Consider the following 13,975-nt stretch of genomic DNA (forward strand, 5'->3'; position numbering starts at 1 on the left):
ATTTTAGGTAGAAGAGTTAAAATTATGACAGCGATAGTAGAAGCATTTGGAAAGCCGCATGTAAACGTGGGAACGATAGGACATGTGGATCATGGGAAGACAACGTTAACAGCGGCGATAACAAAGCATTATGGTAATTTTGTAGCATATGATCAAATAGATAAAGCGCCAGAAGAGAGAAAGAGAGGTATAACAATAGCAACAGCGCATGTTGAATATCAAACAGAAAAGAGACACTATGCACACGTTGATTGCCCTGGACATGCTGATTATGTAAAGAATATGATAGTAGGTGCAGCACAGATGGATGCAGCGATATTGGTAGTGTCAGGGGTTGATGGGCCGATGCCACAAACGAGAGAGCATATATTGCTGGCAAAACAGGTGGGTGTTGGATATATCGTGGTATATATAAATAAAGCTGATGTTGCTGATGCTGATATGATAGATTTGGTAGAAATGGAAGTGAGAGAGTTGCTGAGTAAGTATGGATTTCCAGGTGATGAAGTGCCTGTGATAGTTGGGTCTGCGTTAAAAGCATTAGAGGATGATAGTAGTGAGTATGGAAAGAAATCAATAGATAAATTGATGGAGAAGTTAGATGAGTATGTGGCAGTACCTCCAAGGCCTGTAGATTTGCCGTTTTTGTTGCCAATAGAAGATGTATTTTCAATATCGGGCCGGGGGACGGTAGTAACAGGAAGAATAGAGAAGGGGGAGATAAAGACAGGGGATGATATAGAGATAATAGGTCTGAAAGCGACGCAAAAGACGACATGTACTGGTGTTGAGATGTTTAAGAAGTTGCTAGATAAGGGAAGTGCAGGACTCAATGTAGGAATACTACTAAGAGGAACAAAGAGAGAAGAAGTGGAGAGAGGGCAAGTATTGGCAAAACCAGGGACAATAACCCCGCATAAGAAATTTAATGCGGGGGTGTATATATTGAAGAAAGAAGAAGGAGGAAGGCATACACCATTTTTTGGAAATTATCAGCCACAGTTTTATTTAAGGACAACGGATGTAACTGGGAGCATAAAATTGCTAGATGGAAAGGAGATGGTAATGCCAGGGGACAATGTAAGTATAGAAGTGGAGTTGCAAGTACCAATAGCAATGGATAAAGGATTACGTTTTGCGATAAGAGAAGGTGGTAGAACTGTTGGTTCTGGCGTTGTTTCGGAAATTTTAGAATGAGTATAATAACTAAGATGAAGCAAGATATATATATTAGAATCAAAGCTTTCGATTGTTCTTTGTTGGAAAAGTGTATTCGCGAGTTTATTGATCAATTAAAGCAGTTTAATGCAGATTTATCTGGTCCGATTGCGTTGCCAAGAAAAGATTCTAAACTTACTGTTAATAGGTCTCCTCATGTTGATAAAAAATCTCGTGAGCAATTTGAAATGAGAATTTCTAAGCGGTTAATTGTTGTACATAATCCTACTTCTACTATGATGCAGATGCTTGCAGATTTATCTTTTTCTGCTGGTGTAGAAGTGGATTTAAAGGTTAAGGAAGGTTAATATTTAGGAAAAGAAAATGAAGAGAATAAATTCGCTTAGGAGAATTGGTTTGTTAATGATGAATGTTGGCCATACTGCTATGTATTTTGATAATAGTCGCATGGCTGTAACCTTATTGCATCTCAGCGAAACTTATATTATCGATATAAAAGGACAAGATGAATGTGGCTACAGTTCAGTCATTTTAGGCACAGGAGATTTAAAAAAAATAGCAAAACCTCAGTTGGAATATTTAAAGAAAAAGGGTATAAATAATAAATGTAAATTATACGAAAGTAGATTAACTGATCTATTCGGAATACAATGTGGTAAAAAGGTGGGGGTTAATCATTTTGTAGTTGGTCAATATCTTGATATTACGGGTTATTCTTTAGGCAAAGGGTTTGCTGGTGTGATGAAGCGGCATAACTTCAGTGGGCTTAGGGCATCTCATGGTGTTTCTATTGCTCATAGATCACAAGGTTCTACTGGTCAATGTCAAGATCCTGGTAGAGTATTCAAGGGGAAGAAAATGGCTGGTCATTTAGGTAATAGCAGAGTAACTGTACAGAATATGAAAATATTATCCATTGATTATGAAAATAGCATAATTGCTGTAAAGGGTAATAATGTTCCTGGGTTTAAAAACTCTTATGTTTTTGTGAGAGATGCAGTTAAAAAGCCTTTACATAAAGATGTTCCTTTTCCAGCAGGTCTGCTGTTGAATATGAGTGATGATGCTAATAATTTGGTGAGTTAGTTATGGAATGTGAATTAGTTGATCTATCTAATAATAATGTAGGTAGTGTTGAGCTTAATCCCTTGATATTTTCTGCCAAGCAAAAATTGAGTATTTTGCATGATATAGTGAGATGGCAATTAGCAAAGAGAAGAGTTGGTGCTCATAAAACAAAGGGTATCAGTGATGTTTCTGGTACAACAGCTAAGCCGTATGGTCAAAAACGTACCGGTAGGGCGAGACAGGGGAGCTTGCGATCTCCTCAGTTTAGAGGTGGTGGAATTATTTTTGGTCCTGTTGTGAGGAGTCATGCTTATTCTCTTAATAAAAAAGTACGTAAATTTGGTTTGAAAATTGCTTTATCTCTAAAATATTTAAATAATCAAGTTATTGTTCTTGATAGTTTAAATGTTGATGTGAAGAAAACATCTAAAATGTGTGAATATATTAAAAATTTTAAATTTTCTTCTTTTTTAATAGTTGGTGATTATGGAGATGATTTGTTACGTGCTGCTAAAAATTTGCATTATGTAGATTTAATCAAACCTATTGGGTTAAATGTTTTTGATATATTGAATCATGAATGCGTGATGTTAACAAAAGACACTTTAAAGCATCTTGAAGGTAGATTGTTATGATTAAATATAATAATATAATAAAATCTCCTGTAATCACAGAAAAGGCTTCTCTTTTAAGAGAGAAGTTTAATAAATACTCTTTGTATGTTTTTGTAAATGTAAATAAGCGTCAAATAAAATCGGCAATAGAGTCTTTATTTAATGTCAGAATTTCTTCTATAAATGTTATTAGAGTTAAACCTAAATATAGACGTTTCAGGGGTGTGGTTGGTTGTAAAAAACAGAGAAAAAAGGTTTATTTTTCTTTGATAGATGGTCAAAAATTAGATATAATGAGCGTTTAATATGGGTATGAAAATTTTTAATCCTGTTACTCCGTCTTCTCGTGGGACTATATTAATAAGTAAAGTTGGTTTATCAAAAGATAAGCCAGAGAAGTCTCTTGTATTTGGTAAGAAATCCAGTGGTGGAAGAAATAATCATGGTAGAATTACAACTCGTCACAGGGGTGGTGGTCACAAGAAGAAGTATAGAGTTATAGATTTTAAACGTAATAGAAGTGATCAGGGTGTAGTTGAGAAAATAGAGTATGATCCAAATAGAAGTGGGTTTTTAGCATTAGTATCATATAAGGAGGATGATATTAAATCTTATATATTAGCTCCTAAAGGTATGAAGCCTGGTGATGTTGTGACAGCTGGAGATGATGCTGATATTTTGCCAGGGAATTGTTTACTACTCAAGCATATACCTGTTGGTTCTTTCGTTCATAATGTTGAGCTGAAGCCAGGTAATGGTGCTGCGATTGCTAGAGCTGCTGGTTGTTATGCACAAATCGTTGGTCGCGATGGCCAATATGTTTTATTACGACTCAGGTCTGGTCAAATTAGGTTGATTTTATCTTCTTGCAAGGCTACTATTGGTGTAGTATCTAACCCTGATCATAAGAATAGAAAGTTGGGTAAAGCTGGGAGAAGTAGGTGGCTTGGGATTAGACCTACTGTACGTGGAGTTGCAATGAATCCGGTTGACCATCCTCATGGAGGTGGAGAAGGAAAAACTTCTGGCGGTCGTCATCCTGTTACTCCTTGGGGTGTTGCAACAAAAGGAAACAAAACTAGGAAAAAAAATAAATCTAGTGATAAGTATATAAAAAAATTGAAAGGTTAATTTATGAGTAGATCTGTATGGAAACCACCTTTTTTACACCCATCTGTACTAAGATTAGTTCAGAGAGCTTTAAAGGAGGGTTCTATTAATAAGGTGATAAAAATTCATTCCAGGGCTTCTGTAATTCTTCCTAATTGTTTGGGTTTAAAATTTGCTGTTTATAATGGTAAAGATTACATTCCTGTTAGTGTTGATAATCAGAATATGATAGGTCATAAATTCGGTGAATTTTCACCTACTCGTAAATTTACTGGGCATGGTGGTGATAAAAAGGCAACAAGAAGGTAGGCAATTGATATGAAAAATAGGGATATAATAGTTGAGGCTGGTTCTAAGGTCTTAAGATCAACTCCTCGCAAATTAAATTTGGTTGCTGATTTAGTGCGTAATAAAAAAGTTTCTTTTGCTAATGTACAATTAAGATTTTGTGAAAAAAAGGCTGCCGGTTTTATAATGAAGGTGTTGAATTCTGCAATTGCTAATGCTCAAAATAATTATGGATTGAACGTTGATAATTTATATATAAAGGAAATTTTAATAGGTAAGTCACTTACTTTGCGTAGAGTATATCCAAAAGCTATGGGTAGGGCTAATAGAATGAGCAAATTTTATAGTAATATAACTATAAAATTGAAAGAAATTGTATGATTTATAGAAATGGAAAATTAATAAGGAAAGTGTAAAAATATGGGACAGAAGGTTAATCCTAAAGTATTTAGATTGCAAATAAATAGTAATACCTGGGATTCTGTTTGGTGTGCTACGGACGATTATAAACAGAAATTGCATCAAGATCTATTTATTCGCAGTTATATAAATGAATCCTTTAAGCATGCTGGTATTTCTAAAGTAACTGTAGAGCGTACAGTTACTTTAGTGTCTGTAATAATACATTCTTCTAAACCTGGGGTTATAATAGGTAAGAAAGGTTTGGATGTTGAGAAGATAAAGCAAAAAATAGCTAAAAAAGTAGAAAGTAGTGTCGAAGTGAATGTAGTAGGAGTTAAAAAGTCTGAAATAGATGCAGTTTTAATATCAAGGAGTATTACACATCAGCTAGAAAAAAGGATTTCATGTAGAAGAGCGATGAAAAAAGCTATTCAAAATTGTTTGAAGATGGGTGCTGAGGGTATTAAAGTAAGTTGCTCTGGGCGTCTTGGCGGAGCTGAAATAGCTCGTACTGAATGGTACAAAGAAGGTCGTTTGCCTTTACACACTTTGCGTGCTAATATAGATTATGCTTTTTGTGAAGCGAAGACTATATGTGGTATTATAGGAGTTAAAGTTTGGGTTTATGTTGGTAGTTAAGGTATATTGAAATGTTTGTTCCCAAAAAGAGTAAATATAAAAAGGTATTTAAGGGGAGAATCAAGGGTAATGCTAAGGGTGGTAGCATGCTGTCTTTTGGAGATTATGGATTAAAAGCTATGGAAGTAGGTAAGGTTCAGTCTAAGCATATTGAAACTGCAAGGCGCGTAATATCTAGAACGTTAAAACGCTCTGGTAAAGTGTGGATAAGAATTTTTCCTGATACCCCGGTTAGTAAAAAGCCAGCAGATGTACGTATGGGTAAAGGGAAAGGTAGTGTTGAATTTTGGGTATTTAAAGCTAAGCCCGGTAGGGTTTTGTTTGAAATTAGTAGTGATGTTCCCATGCATTTAGCAAGATTGGCGCTTGAAAAAGCGACTGCTAAGCTTCCTATGAAGTGTAAATTTATATCTAATCATAATTGAATGGAGTTGCAATGGATATAGTTAAATTTGAATCAGAATCTTCACAAGGATTACATGAACTTCTTGTGAATTTGAGGAAAGAATTTGTTAATTTGGCTTTTCAAAAAAAGCTGGGCCAGTGCAACAATTTTTCGCGTTTTAGCTTAATAAGAAAGAGCATAGCTCGTAGTCTAACTGTATTAAATAGAAGAAAGAGAGAGGGAAAAAATGCCTAAGAAGGTTTTTTGTGGTGTCGTAACTAATGCTGAGTCTGATAAGACTGTAAAGGTTTCGGTGTTACAAGTGTATAAGGATAGGCTGTATAAAAAAGTTATTAAAAAATACAAGAAGTATACAGCACATGATGAGAATAATAGTTGCAAAAAGGGAGATAGGCTTTTAATACAGGAACATAAGCCTATTTCTGTTACTAAAAAATGGGTTGTTATCAATAGCTAAAAAGGAATAGGTATTTATATGATTCAAAAAAATACATTGTTAGAAGTAGCTGATAATTCTGGTGCGCGTGCAGTGCTTTGTATTGGCTTGTTAGGTGGTAGGAAATCTGCATCTGTAGGTGATACGATTATTATATCTACTAAGTCTATTAACCCAAAAGGTAAAGTTGAAAAAGGAAAAGTATATAAAGCAGTTGTTGTTAGAGTAAAAAATAGTGTTAAGAAATCTGATGGTTCTGTAATTCGTTTTTCTAGCAATGCTGTGGTTTTAATTAATGATCAAGGTGAACCACTTGGCACTCGAGTGTTTGGTCCAGTAAAAAAGTTGTTATCTGGTTCTTTTATGAAAATAATGTCATTAGCTGATGAGGTTTTATAATGAGTGCTAAAATAAAAAGTGGTGATGATATTATAGTTTTAACTGGTAAAGATAAGAGAAAAATTGGTAAGGTAATCAAAGTTATAATACGTGATGCTAAAAAGAAAGTAGTTGTTTCTGGCGTAAATGTGTGTAAGAGACATACTAAATCAAGAGCTGGTAGTGGTGGTGGTATATTGAATAAAGAGTTAGCTATTGATGTATCCAATGTTGCAATATTGGATCCTAAGTGTAAAACTCCAACTAAAGTAGGATTTAAGATTATAGATGGTAGAAAAGTGCGTTTTGCAAAAGTTTCTGGAGAAGTGATAGATTAGGTTGATATGTTTAAACAATTGTATAAAGATAATATAGTAAAATCCTTAAAGGATAAGTTTAATTACAGCAATGTAATGCAAGTGCCTAAACTTGTCAAGGTGTGTATCAATATGGGCGTTGGAGATGCTGCTACGGACAATAAAGCGATAAATGAGCCATTTGATAATCTACATTTGATTGCTGGGCAAAAGCCTGTGTTAACCTTTGCAAAAAAATCTATTTCTGGTTTCAAAATTAGAAAAGGTGCAACTGTAGGTTGTAAAGTGACTTTGCGTAGAAATAAAATGTATGAATTCTTAGAAAGATTAATATATATTGCTTTGCCAAGGGAAAAAGATTTTAGAGGGTTCAGTGTGAAGCAATTTGATGGTCATGGTAATTTTTCCCTTGGTATCAAGGAGCATATATCATTTTTAGAAATAGACTATGATAAAATAAGTAAAATTAGAGGTATGGATATTAATATTATAACAAGTGCAGTTAGTGATAAGGAAGCAAAGGAATTATTACTGGCTCTTAAATTCCCTTTTTTTGATAATTGAGAGAAAATATATATGGCAAAAAAATCCATGATACAGAAGAATCTTCGTAGAATAAAGTTATGCGATCAATATAGGGAGAGAAGGGAAGAATTAAAATCTATAATGAATAATAAGGATTTATCTATTGCAAAAAGGTTTGCAGCTCAAAGTAAGCTGATTAAAAAATTGCCTAGAGATTCTTCTAAAATCAGAATTAGGAATAGATGCGCTTTAACTGGTAGGCCGAGAGGAGTATATAGAAAATTTGGTTTATGTAGGATTGTTTTACGTGATTTGTGTTCTTTTGGACAAGTTCCAGGGGTTACAAAATCTAGTTGGTAAATGTGATATAAGGAGTGTAATAGTGTCGTTATCTGATGGTATTGGTGATTTTTTAACAAGAATACGTAATGCTCAATTGGCAATGCATAGGGAAACAAGAGTCCTATTCTCTAAAGTGAATTCTTCTATATTGAAGATCTTAAAAGAGGAAGGGTATATTCTTAATTATGAAAAGCAAGAGAGTGATAGTATCCCTTCGCTTGTTGTGCAGTTGAAGTATTATGATAAATTACCTGTGATTAATGATATAGCTAGGGTATCAAAGCCCGGTTGTCGTTATTATTCTAAGTGTAAGGACATTTCTAAAGCATATAATGGTCTTGGAATTTTTATTATATCTACACCGAAAGGAGTGATGACCGATTATAATGCACGTAGATTAAAAGTTGGTGGAGAAGTTTTGTGTCGTGTATTTTAAATGATAGGAGAAATGTATGTCTCGTATAGGTGCCGCACCTATCAATATTCCTGCTGATCTTTCAGTTGAATATAATGATGGTAGGGTATTAATAAGAAGTGTTAGGGCAGAAAAAGAGCTGAACTTGTGTAGTGGCATTCTGTGTCAGATAGTTGATAATCAATTGTTACTTTCTGTTGATCAAGGCAGGGATGATTATGATAAAATAAAATCTATATGGGGCACTTATAGAAGTAATATTAATAACATGATTAACGGTATGGTTAATGATTTTTCTGTTGATCTTGAGATTAATGGTGTGGGGTATAAAGCAGAATGTGATGATAAGTATTTGACTTTATATCTTGGTTATAGTCATAATATTAAGTATAAAGTGCCTAAAGACGTTGAGATTAAGTGTATAAAGCCAACTCATTTAGTGATTCGCGGTATGGATAAGCAAAAAGTCTATATGGTGGCTTCTGATATATGCAAAATTAGAAAATATGATCCTTATAAAGGTAAGGGTATTGTAATAAAAGGCAAATTTATGCTGCGTAAGGTTGTAAATAAAAAGAAGTAATTAAAATGAAAAGATTGTATAATTTTTTAAGTAGCTATGAAAAAAGGAAACTTCGTAATAGAGCGAAGCTCGATAAGAGCGCTGGACGTTTACGTATATCCGTATTTAAGTCTAATAAACATTTTTACGTTCAGTTGATTAACGATGCAAAAGGAATAACCCTAGCTTCTGCTTCTACTTTGGATGATAAAATTAGGAATGTATGTAAAGGTAGGGTCAATGCTGAAACTATAAAACAGGTTTCTTCTTTATTGATTGAGCGTCTGCCTAGTACAAAATTGCAGCAGCGGTTCGTCTTTGATCGGGGAGCATATAAGTATACAGGATTGATTTCTCAATTTGCTGAGGCTTTAAGAAGCTCTGGATTTAAATTTTAGAAGGTTTTAAATATGGCTGTAAAGAATTTACAAAATAATAATGATTTATCAGAACTTTTGGTTTCAGTGCGAAGGGTAACAACGGTTACTAAAGGTGGTAGAAGATTTTCATTTTCAACTTTGGTTGTTGTTGGTGATGGTAAGGGTAGGGTAGGATGTGGAATAGGTAAACACGCAGAGGTTGCTGAAGCAAGAGTGAAAGCTGTAAATGCTGCAAAGAAGTCGATGATTAGGGTGTACTTACGTGAAGGTAGAACTTTACATCATGATATTAAAGCTAAATTTTGTTCTGGTGAGATAGTTTTAAGAGCTGCAAGAACTGGAACAGGTATTATTGCTGGTGGAGCAATGAGGTCGGTTTTTGAGGTATTAGGTATAAAGGATGTGGTAGCTAAGTCTACTAGATCAAATGATCCCCATAATATTATATGTGCAGTACTTAAGGCTTTTGATGTTATGTTATCTCCTCGCCAAGTGGCAGGTAAGAGGGGTAAAAAGATTAGTGAGATAGTTGGAAATAGGTAAAGTATGAATGATGCTGTAAAATTAAATTCTGTGTTTACCAAATTATCTAAGAAAAAGAAGCCTAAATTATTAGGTAGAGGTATTGGTTGTGGTAAAGGTAAAACATCTGGTAGGGGGCATAAAGGGCAAAAAGCGAGAAGTGGCGTTTCTATAAATGGTTTTGAAGGTGGACAGCAGTCTATATATACTCGTTTACCTAAAAGAGGTTTTAAGCCTATACGCAAAAACTTATACTCTATATTTAATGTTGGTGATGTACAGTGCTTAATGGAAGCTAAAAAAATAGTCAAGGATTCTATCATAGATAAGGAGCTACTGCATAAATTAGGTTTTATCAGATCTGTTAAAAGTAAAATCAAACTTCTTAATAAGGGTAAATTAAGCGAAAAATTTGTGTTTCATGTTGATTTTGCATCAGAAGCTGCAAAAAGATCTGTAGCTTCAGTTGGTGGTAGTGTAGAAATACTATCGTAAATCATGAGCAGTAAATTTGCATTTAATAGTTTGGATTCTACGTTGTTATATAAAAGTGATTTACTAAAGCGTATATTTTTTACGCTAATGGCTTTAGTTTGTTATCGTTTAGGCACTTATGTTCCTATTCCTGGAGTTAATCTTGATATAATCAATGATATATTTCCAAAAGAGAGTTCTGGTGTTTTTGGAGTATTTAATTTATTTTCTGGTGGCGCTTTAGCTAGAATGACGATCTTGGCGTTAAACGTTATGCCATACATAGTTGCATCCATAGTTATGCAATTATTATCTTCTGCCGTTAAAGGAATCAATGAAATTAAAAATGAAGGAGAGTTAGGACGTCGAAAGATGAACTCTTATATACGCTATATGACTATAGTGTTTTGTATCTTTCAATCAATTACGATCTTAATAGGGTTAGAAAGAATGAATAGGGAAGGGGTATTAGTTGTAGTTGAACCTGGTATTATGTTTCGTACTATAGGTGTCTTTAGCCTTTTAGGTGGAACTATATTTTTAATATGGCTTGGTGAGCGGATCAGTGTGAGCGGTATAGGCAATGGTATCTCATTAATCATTTTTACTGGCATAACATCTGAATTACATAATGCTTTATCATCTCTGATAACATTAAATAAAAATGGTAGTATGTCGTTTTTCATTACCCTTTTTGTTATAGCATTGTTTTTTTTACTGCTCCTTTTAGTCATTTTTACAGAATCTTCTTATAGAAAGGTAATTGTTCAATATCCCAAAAAACAGTTTAAAAAATTACATAATGATGATTTTACTTACATTCCATTGAAGATCAATTTATCTGGTGTAATACCAACTATTTTTGCTAACGCAATTCTATTAACGCCTATTTCAATTGCAAATTTCTATAAAGGTCATGCCATTGCTGATTTTATTTTAAACTACTTTATGGCAAATAAAGTGATGTACATTATAACTTACTTAATACTCATAGTACTTTTTAATTTTTTCTATACCAATTTTATATTTAATCCAGAGGAAAATGCTGATTTTCTTAGGAAAAATGGTGGTTTTATTCCTGGTAGAGGGCCTGGAAAACATACTTCTGATTATCTTCAAGATATAGTTTTTAAATTAACATTTATTGGGTCTGCGTATTTGGTGGTAATATGTACTATACCTGAAATTATGAGGTATCATTATGATATACCATTTATTTTTGGTGGGACGAGCTTGCTGATTATAGTTAACGTTATTACTGATACTATTATGCAAGTACAATCTTATGTTTTTTCAAATAGGTACGATAGTTGGATAAAGAAATATGAGTCTAAAACAAGGAGACTAAAGTGATTATTACAATTTTTGGTCCTCCTGGCTCTGGTAAGGGTACTCAGTCCAGTTTGTTAATAGCAAAGTATAATTTTAAATTAGTTTCAGTAGGAGATTTATTAAGGAATATTATATCTAGTGGGAGTAAATTAGGTAAAGGAATAAAGGATACTGTTGAATCTGGTAATTTAATTCAAGATGAAGTTATATGTAAATTATTGTGTGACCAGCTTGCATTAATAGATGGTGATTTTTTGTTAGATGGTTTTCCAAGAAATTTAAATCAAGCTCATTTTTTAACTCAAGTTTTGCAAAAAAGATGCAATAGGGATGTTGATCTTGTAATTGAGTTGCAGCTTGACGATAATATTGCAATTGATAGATTAAAAGATCGTCTTACTTGTTTGGATTGTAAAAGTATATATAGTATATCTTCTTTTAAGAATACTACTTGTGCTAAATGTAAAAGTACGAGATTGGAGAAGAGAATTGATGATGCTAATATGCTTGCAATTAATAAGAGGATAAGAGAATATCATTCTCAGATAGAGGGTTTGCGCGAGTATTATAAGGACAAGTTGTTAACAATTAACGCTAATTTGAGTGTTGATAGAGTAATGCAAGAGATTGAAAGTAAAATTTCTTGTAATTTGATTTGACTATAAGTTGTTTTATGGTATAAATTAAGAGTTATTATTAATAAAGTATCGAGGTATCAGTGGCACGTATTGCAGGCATAAATGTTCCGGTGAAGAAGTGTATTCCTTTTGCATTAACTTATATACATGGTATAGGTATTACTACTGCGAATATAATTTGTCGTAGCTGTAAAATTGATGAGCGTAAGCGTGTTTCAGAATTACAAGATGAAGATATAGAGAAAATTAGTAGTTTTATTAGGCAAAAATATGTCATAGAGGGTGAGCTCAGAAAAAAAGTGGCTATGGATATAAAATCTTTAATGGAAATCGGTTGCTATAGAGGGTTAAGGCATAGAAAAGGTTTGCCTGTGAGGGGACAAAGAACCCATACTAATGCTAAAACTCGTAAAGGCAGATCTAAATTGCCTATTGCTGGAAAAAAATAAAATTTGTTATTATCGTGAGTTTTTATGAAAAAAGTTAAAACGGTTGGTAAGAATACAAAAAGGTTTATTACTGGTATTGTCCATATTCGTGCAACTTTTAATAATACTTTTGTAAATGTGACTGATGTTTGTGGTAATACGCTTTACCAGACTTCTGTTGGTGCATGTGGTTTTTCTGGTTCGAGAAAATCCACACCTTATGCTGCAGGTAAGGTTGCCGATTCTGCTGCGAAGAAAGTAATAGAGAGATTTGGTATGAAGGTTGTTTCTGTAATAATTCGTGGTCCTGGTTTTGGTGCAGAAGCTGCAGTTAAAGCACTTCGGAATTGTGGATTGATTGTCACTTCAATTGCAGATAAAACGGCGATACCTCATAATGGGTGTAGACTAAGGAAAAAAAGAAGAGTATAGGATATTTGGAAGGTTTTTGTATGTATTATAGTGATAATGTCTCTTTCTGTGGAAATTTAGATAGATTAACTAAGCCTAATGCGATTAAGGTAATATCAGGTGATTCAAGTAAAAAAAGTGATATAGTTCTAGAACCTTTGGAAAGTGGTTTTGCTTTAACGTTGGGTCATGCATTAAGGCGTGTAATGTTGTCTTCTCTTCGCGGTAGTGCTGTTTATGGAATAAAAATTGAAGGCGTGAATCATGAATTTACTTCGATCCAAGGAGTTAGGGAAGACATAACTGATATAGCATTAAATATGGGCATGTTGAGATGTAAGTTAAATAACACGTCTAATAAGTGCTTAAATTTGAGCGCTAAAGGGCCTTGTCAAGTATTAGCTGGAATGATAGAAACTGATGACCAATGCTCTATTGTTAATAAAGATTTGGTGATATGTACACTAGGTCAAGATGTGGAGCTTAACATTACTATATATGTTGCTAGCGGAAAAGGTTATCTTCCTGTAAATAAATATAAAGAAAATGAATTTTTAAAGCTTATGAATGAACAAGATTTAATTGGTTTTATTCCAGTTAATGCTTTATATAGTCCTGTCGAGAGGGTTTCGTATAGAGTAGAGAATAGTCGTGTTGGTCAAGTTACTGATAAAGATAAGCTAATATTGTCAATTGAAACTGATGGTACAATCTCTCCAAGTCAAGCTGTTGACTATGCTGCAAGAATATTACAGGAGCAATTTCAGCCTTTTATTAGTTCTGATATGAGTTATAAAAAATCGCAGGTTTCTTTGTCTAGTGGTGCTAAAGATTTGGGCTATGATCCTGTTCTATTGCGTAAAGTAGATGAAATGGAATTATCTGTTAGATCTCATAACTGTCTGAAAAATGAAAATATCACTTATATAGGTGATCTTGTGCAAAAGACGGAAGTTGAAATGTTAAGAACTGCTAATTTTGGCCGAAAGTCTTTGAATGAAATCAAGGCAATTTTAAATAATTCAGGTTTGTCTTTGGGTATGAATATACCAAATTGGCCGCCTAAGGATATAGATGAACTGGCTAAACAACATACTGATGAGGATTAG

26 protein-coding genes are annotated in these 13,975 nt (G+C 33.6%); all 26 read left to right on the forward strand.

Annotated features, from left to right (window positions below; genetic code table 11):
- The first annotated feature begins 24 nt into the window (after nt 1-24).
- The 26 genes from tuf to OPR58_RS06310 are packed head-to-tail and all read left to right on the forward strand — an operon-like array spanning nt 25 to nt 13,975.
- Nucleotides 25-1,197: an elongation factor Tu gene (gene tuf, locus OPR58_RS06185; protein WP_265022257.1), complete on the forward strand. Its 1,173-nt coding sequence runs from the start codon at nt 25-27 to the stop codon at nt 1,195-1,197.
- Nucleotides 1,198-1,211: 14 nt separating this feature from the next.
- Nucleotides 1,212-1,526 carry a 30S ribosomal protein S10 gene (gene rpsJ / locus OPR58_RS06190; RefSeq protein WP_265023173.1) on the forward strand — a complete coding sequence of 105 codons (315 nt, stop codon included), beginning with the start codon at nt 1,212-1,214 and terminating at the stop codon, nt 1,524-1,526.
- A gap of 16 nt (nt 1,527-1,542) precedes the next feature.
- A complete protein-coding gene (rplC, locus tag OPR58_RS06195) occupies nt 1,543-2,265 on the forward strand; it encodes a 50S ribosomal protein L3 (protein ID WP_265022258.1) in 723 nt (240 codons plus the stop codon).
- 2 nt (nt 2,266-2,267) lie between these two features.
- Nucleotides 2,268-2,882: a 50S ribosomal protein L4 gene (gene rplD, locus OPR58_RS06200; RefSeq protein WP_006012216.1), complete on the forward strand. Its 615-nt coding sequence runs from the start codon at nt 2,268-2,270 to the stop codon at nt 2,880-2,882.
- The gene (locus OPR58_RS06205; protein ID WP_010404680.1) at nt 2,879-3,166 is read left to right on the forward strand and encodes a 50S ribosomal protein L23; all 288 of its coding nucleotides are present in this window, start codon (nt 2,879-2,881) and stop codon (nt 3,164-3,166) included. The genes rplD and OPR58_RS06205 overlap by 4 nt, the downstream gene beginning before the upstream one ends.
- Nucleotide 3,167: 1 nt before the next feature.
- Nucleotides 3,168-3,992 carry a 50S ribosomal protein L2 gene (gene rplB, locus OPR58_RS06210; protein WP_265022259.1) on the forward strand — a complete coding sequence of 275 codons (825 nt, stop codon included), beginning with the start codon at nt 3,168-3,170 and terminating at the stop codon, nt 3,990-3,992.
- Nucleotides 3,993-3,995: 3 nt separating this feature from the next.
- The gene (rpsS, locus tag OPR58_RS06215) at nt 3,996-4,280 is read left to right on the forward strand and encodes a 30S ribosomal protein S19 (RefSeq protein ID WP_010404687.1); all 285 of its coding nucleotides are present in this window, start codon (nt 3,996-3,998) and stop codon (nt 4,278-4,280) included.
- Nucleotides 4,281-4,289: 9 nt separating this feature from the next.
- On the forward strand, nt 4,290-4,640 hold the full coding sequence (rplV, locus tag OPR58_RS06220) for a 50S ribosomal protein L22 (protein WP_007302537.1): 351 nt from the start codon (nt 4,290-4,292) through the stop codon (nt 4,638-4,640).
- Nucleotides 4,641-4,679: 39 nt separating this feature from the next.
- Nucleotides 4,680-5,300, forward strand: coding sequence for a 30S ribosomal protein S3 (gene rpsC, locus OPR58_RS06225; RefSeq protein ID WP_007302538.1), 621 nt, complete (start codon nt 4,680-4,682; stop codon nt 5,298-5,300).
- Between the two features lie 11 nt (nt 5,301-5,311).
- Nucleotides 5,312-5,725, forward strand: a complete 414-nt coding sequence (rplP, locus tag OPR58_RS06230) for a 50S ribosomal protein L16 (protein ID WP_265022260.1) — start codon at nt 5,312-5,314, stop codon at nt 5,723-5,725.
- Between the two features lie 11 nt (nt 5,726-5,736).
- Nucleotides 5,737-5,940: a 50S ribosomal protein L29 gene (gene rpmC / locus OPR58_RS06235; RefSeq protein ID WP_007302540.1), complete on the forward strand. Its 204-nt coding sequence runs from the start codon at nt 5,737-5,739 to the stop codon at nt 5,938-5,940.
- Entirely contained in the window at nt 5,933-6,163 is a 231-nt protein-coding gene (gene rpsQ, locus OPR58_RS06240; RefSeq protein ID WP_265022261.1) for a 30S ribosomal protein S17, read from the forward strand. The genes rpmC and rpsQ overlap by 8 nt, the downstream gene beginning before the upstream one ends.
- 18 nt (nt 6,164-6,181) lie before the next feature.
- The gene (gene rplN / locus OPR58_RS06245; protein ID WP_007302542.1) at nt 6,182-6,541 is read left to right on the forward strand and encodes a 50S ribosomal protein L14; all 360 of its coding nucleotides are present in this window, start codon (nt 6,182-6,184) and stop codon (nt 6,539-6,541) included.
- A complete protein-coding gene (gene rplX / locus OPR58_RS06250) occupies nt 6,541-6,858 on the forward strand; it encodes a 50S ribosomal protein L24 (RefSeq protein ID WP_369800742.1) in 318 nt (105 codons plus the stop codon). The genes rplN and rplX overlap by 1 nt, the downstream gene beginning before the upstream one ends.
- A gap of 6 nt (nt 6,859-6,864) precedes the next feature.
- Nucleotides 6,865-7,401: a 50S ribosomal protein L5 gene (gene rplE, locus OPR58_RS06255; protein WP_010404703.1), complete on the forward strand. Its 537-nt coding sequence runs from the start codon at nt 6,865-6,867 to the stop codon at nt 7,399-7,401.
- Nucleotides 7,402-7,413: 12 nt separating this feature from the next.
- On the forward strand, nt 7,414-7,722 hold the full coding sequence (gene rpsN, locus OPR58_RS06260; RefSeq protein ID WP_007302545.1) for a 30S ribosomal protein S14: 309 nt from the start codon (nt 7,414-7,416) through the stop codon (nt 7,720-7,722).
- Between the two features lie 22 nt (nt 7,723-7,744).
- Complete coding sequence (gene rpsH, locus OPR58_RS06265) at nt 7,745-8,140, forward strand: 30S ribosomal protein S8 (protein ID WP_264336941.1); 396 nt, start codon at nt 7,745-7,747, stop codon at nt 8,138-8,140.
- Between the two features lie 16 nt (nt 8,141-8,156).
- Nucleotides 8,157-8,702: a 50S ribosomal protein L6 gene (rplF, locus tag OPR58_RS06270; protein ID WP_010404706.1), complete on the forward strand. Its 546-nt coding sequence runs from the start codon at nt 8,157-8,159 to the stop codon at nt 8,700-8,702.
- A 5-nt stretch (nt 8,703-8,707) separates the two neighbouring features.
- The gene (gene rplR / locus OPR58_RS06275) at nt 8,708-9,079 is read left to right on the forward strand and encodes a 50S ribosomal protein L18 (RefSeq protein ID WP_052265059.1); all 372 of its coding nucleotides are present in this window, start codon (nt 8,708-8,710) and stop codon (nt 9,077-9,079) included.
- A 12-nt stretch (nt 9,080-9,091) separates the two neighbouring features.
- Nucleotides 9,092-9,604, forward strand: a complete 513-nt coding sequence (rpsE, locus tag OPR58_RS06280; protein ID WP_265022262.1) for a 30S ribosomal protein S5 — start codon at nt 9,092-9,094, stop codon at nt 9,602-9,604.
- A 3-nt stretch (nt 9,605-9,607) separates the two neighbouring features.
- Nucleotides 9,608-10,078 carry a 50S ribosomal protein L15 gene (gene rplO / locus OPR58_RS06285; protein ID WP_006012263.1) on the forward strand — a complete coding sequence of 157 codons (471 nt, stop codon included), beginning with the start codon at nt 9,608-9,610 and terminating at the stop codon, nt 10,076-10,078.
- Nucleotides 10,079-10,081: 3 nt separating this feature from the next.
- Nucleotides 10,082-11,410 carry a preprotein translocase subunit SecY gene (gene secY, locus OPR58_RS06290; RefSeq protein ID WP_265022263.1) on the forward strand — a complete coding sequence of 443 codons (1,329 nt, stop codon included), beginning with the start codon at nt 10,082-10,084 and terminating at the stop codon, nt 11,408-11,410.
- Complete coding sequence (locus OPR58_RS06295) at nt 11,407-12,048, forward strand: adenylate kinase family protein (RefSeq protein WP_052265056.1); 642 nt, start codon at nt 11,407-11,409, stop codon at nt 12,046-12,048. The genes secY and OPR58_RS06295 overlap by 4 nt, the downstream gene beginning before the upstream one ends.
- Before the next feature lie 59 nt (nt 12,049-12,107).
- Nucleotides 12,108-12,476, forward strand: a complete 369-nt coding sequence (rpsM, locus tag OPR58_RS06300) for a 30S ribosomal protein S13 (RefSeq protein WP_006012270.1) — start codon at nt 12,108-12,110, stop codon at nt 12,474-12,476.
- A 24-nt stretch (nt 12,477-12,500) separates the two neighbouring features.
- Nucleotides 12,501-12,887 carry a 30S ribosomal protein S11 gene (gene rpsK, locus OPR58_RS06305; protein WP_265022264.1) on the forward strand — a complete coding sequence of 129 codons (387 nt, stop codon included), beginning with the start codon at nt 12,501-12,503 and terminating at the stop codon, nt 12,885-12,887.
- 20 nt (nt 12,888-12,907) lie between these two features.
- Entirely contained in the window at nt 12,908-13,975 is a 1,068-nt protein-coding gene (locus OPR58_RS06310; RefSeq protein ID WP_064085600.1) for a DNA-directed RNA polymerase subunit alpha, read from the forward strand.

The organism is Wolbachia endosymbiont (group B) of Ischnura elegans (genome assembly GCF_947251585.1).
Classification (GTDB): domain Bacteria; phylum Pseudomonadota; class Alphaproteobacteria; order Rickettsiales; family Anaplasmataceae; genus Wolbachia.

Coding starts and splice junctions, on each gene's coding strand:
- OPR58_RS06310 (WP_064085600.1), top strand. CDS start 12,908: ATGTATTATAGTGATAATGTCTCTTTCTGTGGAAATTTAGATAGATTA.
- tuf (WP_265022257.1), top strand. CDS start 25: ATGACAGCGATAGTAGAAGCATTTGGAAAGCCGCATGTAAACGTGGGA.
- rplV (WP_007302537.1), top strand. CDS start 4,290: ATGAAAAATAGGGATATAATAGTTGAGGCTGGTTCTAAGGTCTTAAGA.
- rplP (WP_265022260.1), top strand. CDS start 5,312: ATGTTTGTTCCCAAAAAGAGTAAATATAAAAAGGTATTTAAGGGGAGA.
- rpsN (WP_007302545.1), top strand. CDS start 7,414: ATGGCAAAAAAATCCATGATACAGAAGAATCTTCGTAGAATAAAGTTA.
- rplR (WP_052265059.1), top strand. CDS start 8,708: ATGAAAAGATTGTATAATTTTTTAAGTAGCTATGAAAAAAGGAAACTT.
- rplO (WP_006012263.1), top strand. CDS start 9,608: ATGAATGATGCTGTAAAATTAAATTCTGTGTTTACCAAATTATCTAAG.
- rplF (WP_010404706.1), top strand. CDS start 8,157: ATGTCTCGTATAGGTGCCGCACCTATCAATATTCCTGCTGATCTTTCA.
- rplB (WP_265022259.1), top strand. CDS start 3,168: ATGGGTATGAAAATTTTTAATCCTGTTACTCCGTCTTCTCGTGGGACT.
- rpsJ (WP_265023173.1), top strand. CDS start 1,212: ATGAAGCAAGATATATATATTAGAATCAAAGCTTTCGATTGTTCTTTG.
- rpsC (WP_007302538.1), top strand. CDS start 4,680: ATGGGACAGAAGGTTAATCCTAAAGTATTTAGATTGCAAATAAATAGT.
- rpmC (WP_007302540.1), top strand. CDS start 5,737: ATGGATATAGTTAAATTTGAATCAGAATCTTCACAAGGATTACATGAA.
- secY (WP_265022263.1), top strand. CDS start 10,082: ATGAGCAGTAAATTTGCATTTAATAGTTTGGATTCTACGTTGTTATAT.
- rplX (WP_369800742.1), top strand. CDS start 6,541: ATGAGTGCTAAAATAAAAAGTGGTGATGATATTATAGTTTTAACTGGT.
- rplE (WP_010404703.1), top strand. CDS start 6,865: ATGTTTAAACAATTGTATAAAGATAATATAGTAAAATCCTTAAAGGAT.
- rpsQ (WP_265022261.1), top strand. CDS start 5,933: ATGCCTAAGAAGGTTTTTTGTGGTGTCGTAACTAATGCTGAGTCTGAT.
- rplD (WP_006012216.1), top strand. CDS start 2,268: ATGGAATGTGAATTAGTTGATCTATCTAATAATAATGTAGGTAGTGTT.
- rpsE (WP_265022262.1), top strand. CDS start 9,092: ATGGCTGTAAAGAATTTACAAAATAATAATGATTTATCAGAACTTTTG.
- rplN (WP_007302542.1), top strand. CDS start 6,182: ATGATTCAAAAAAATACATTGTTAGAAGTAGCTGATAATTCTGGTGCG.
- OPR58_RS06205 (WP_010404680.1), top strand. CDS start 2,879: ATGATTAAATATAATAATATAATAAAATCTCCTGTAATCACAGAAAAG.
- rplC (WP_265022258.1), top strand. CDS start 1,543: ATGAAGAGAATAAATTCGCTTAGGAGAATTGGTTTGTTAATGATGAAT.
- rpsS (WP_010404687.1), top strand. CDS start 3,996: ATGAGTAGATCTGTATGGAAACCACCTTTTTTACACCCATCTGTACTA.
- rpsK (WP_265022264.1), top strand. CDS start 12,501: ATGAAAAAAGTTAAAACGGTTGGTAAGAATACAAAAAGGTTTATTACT.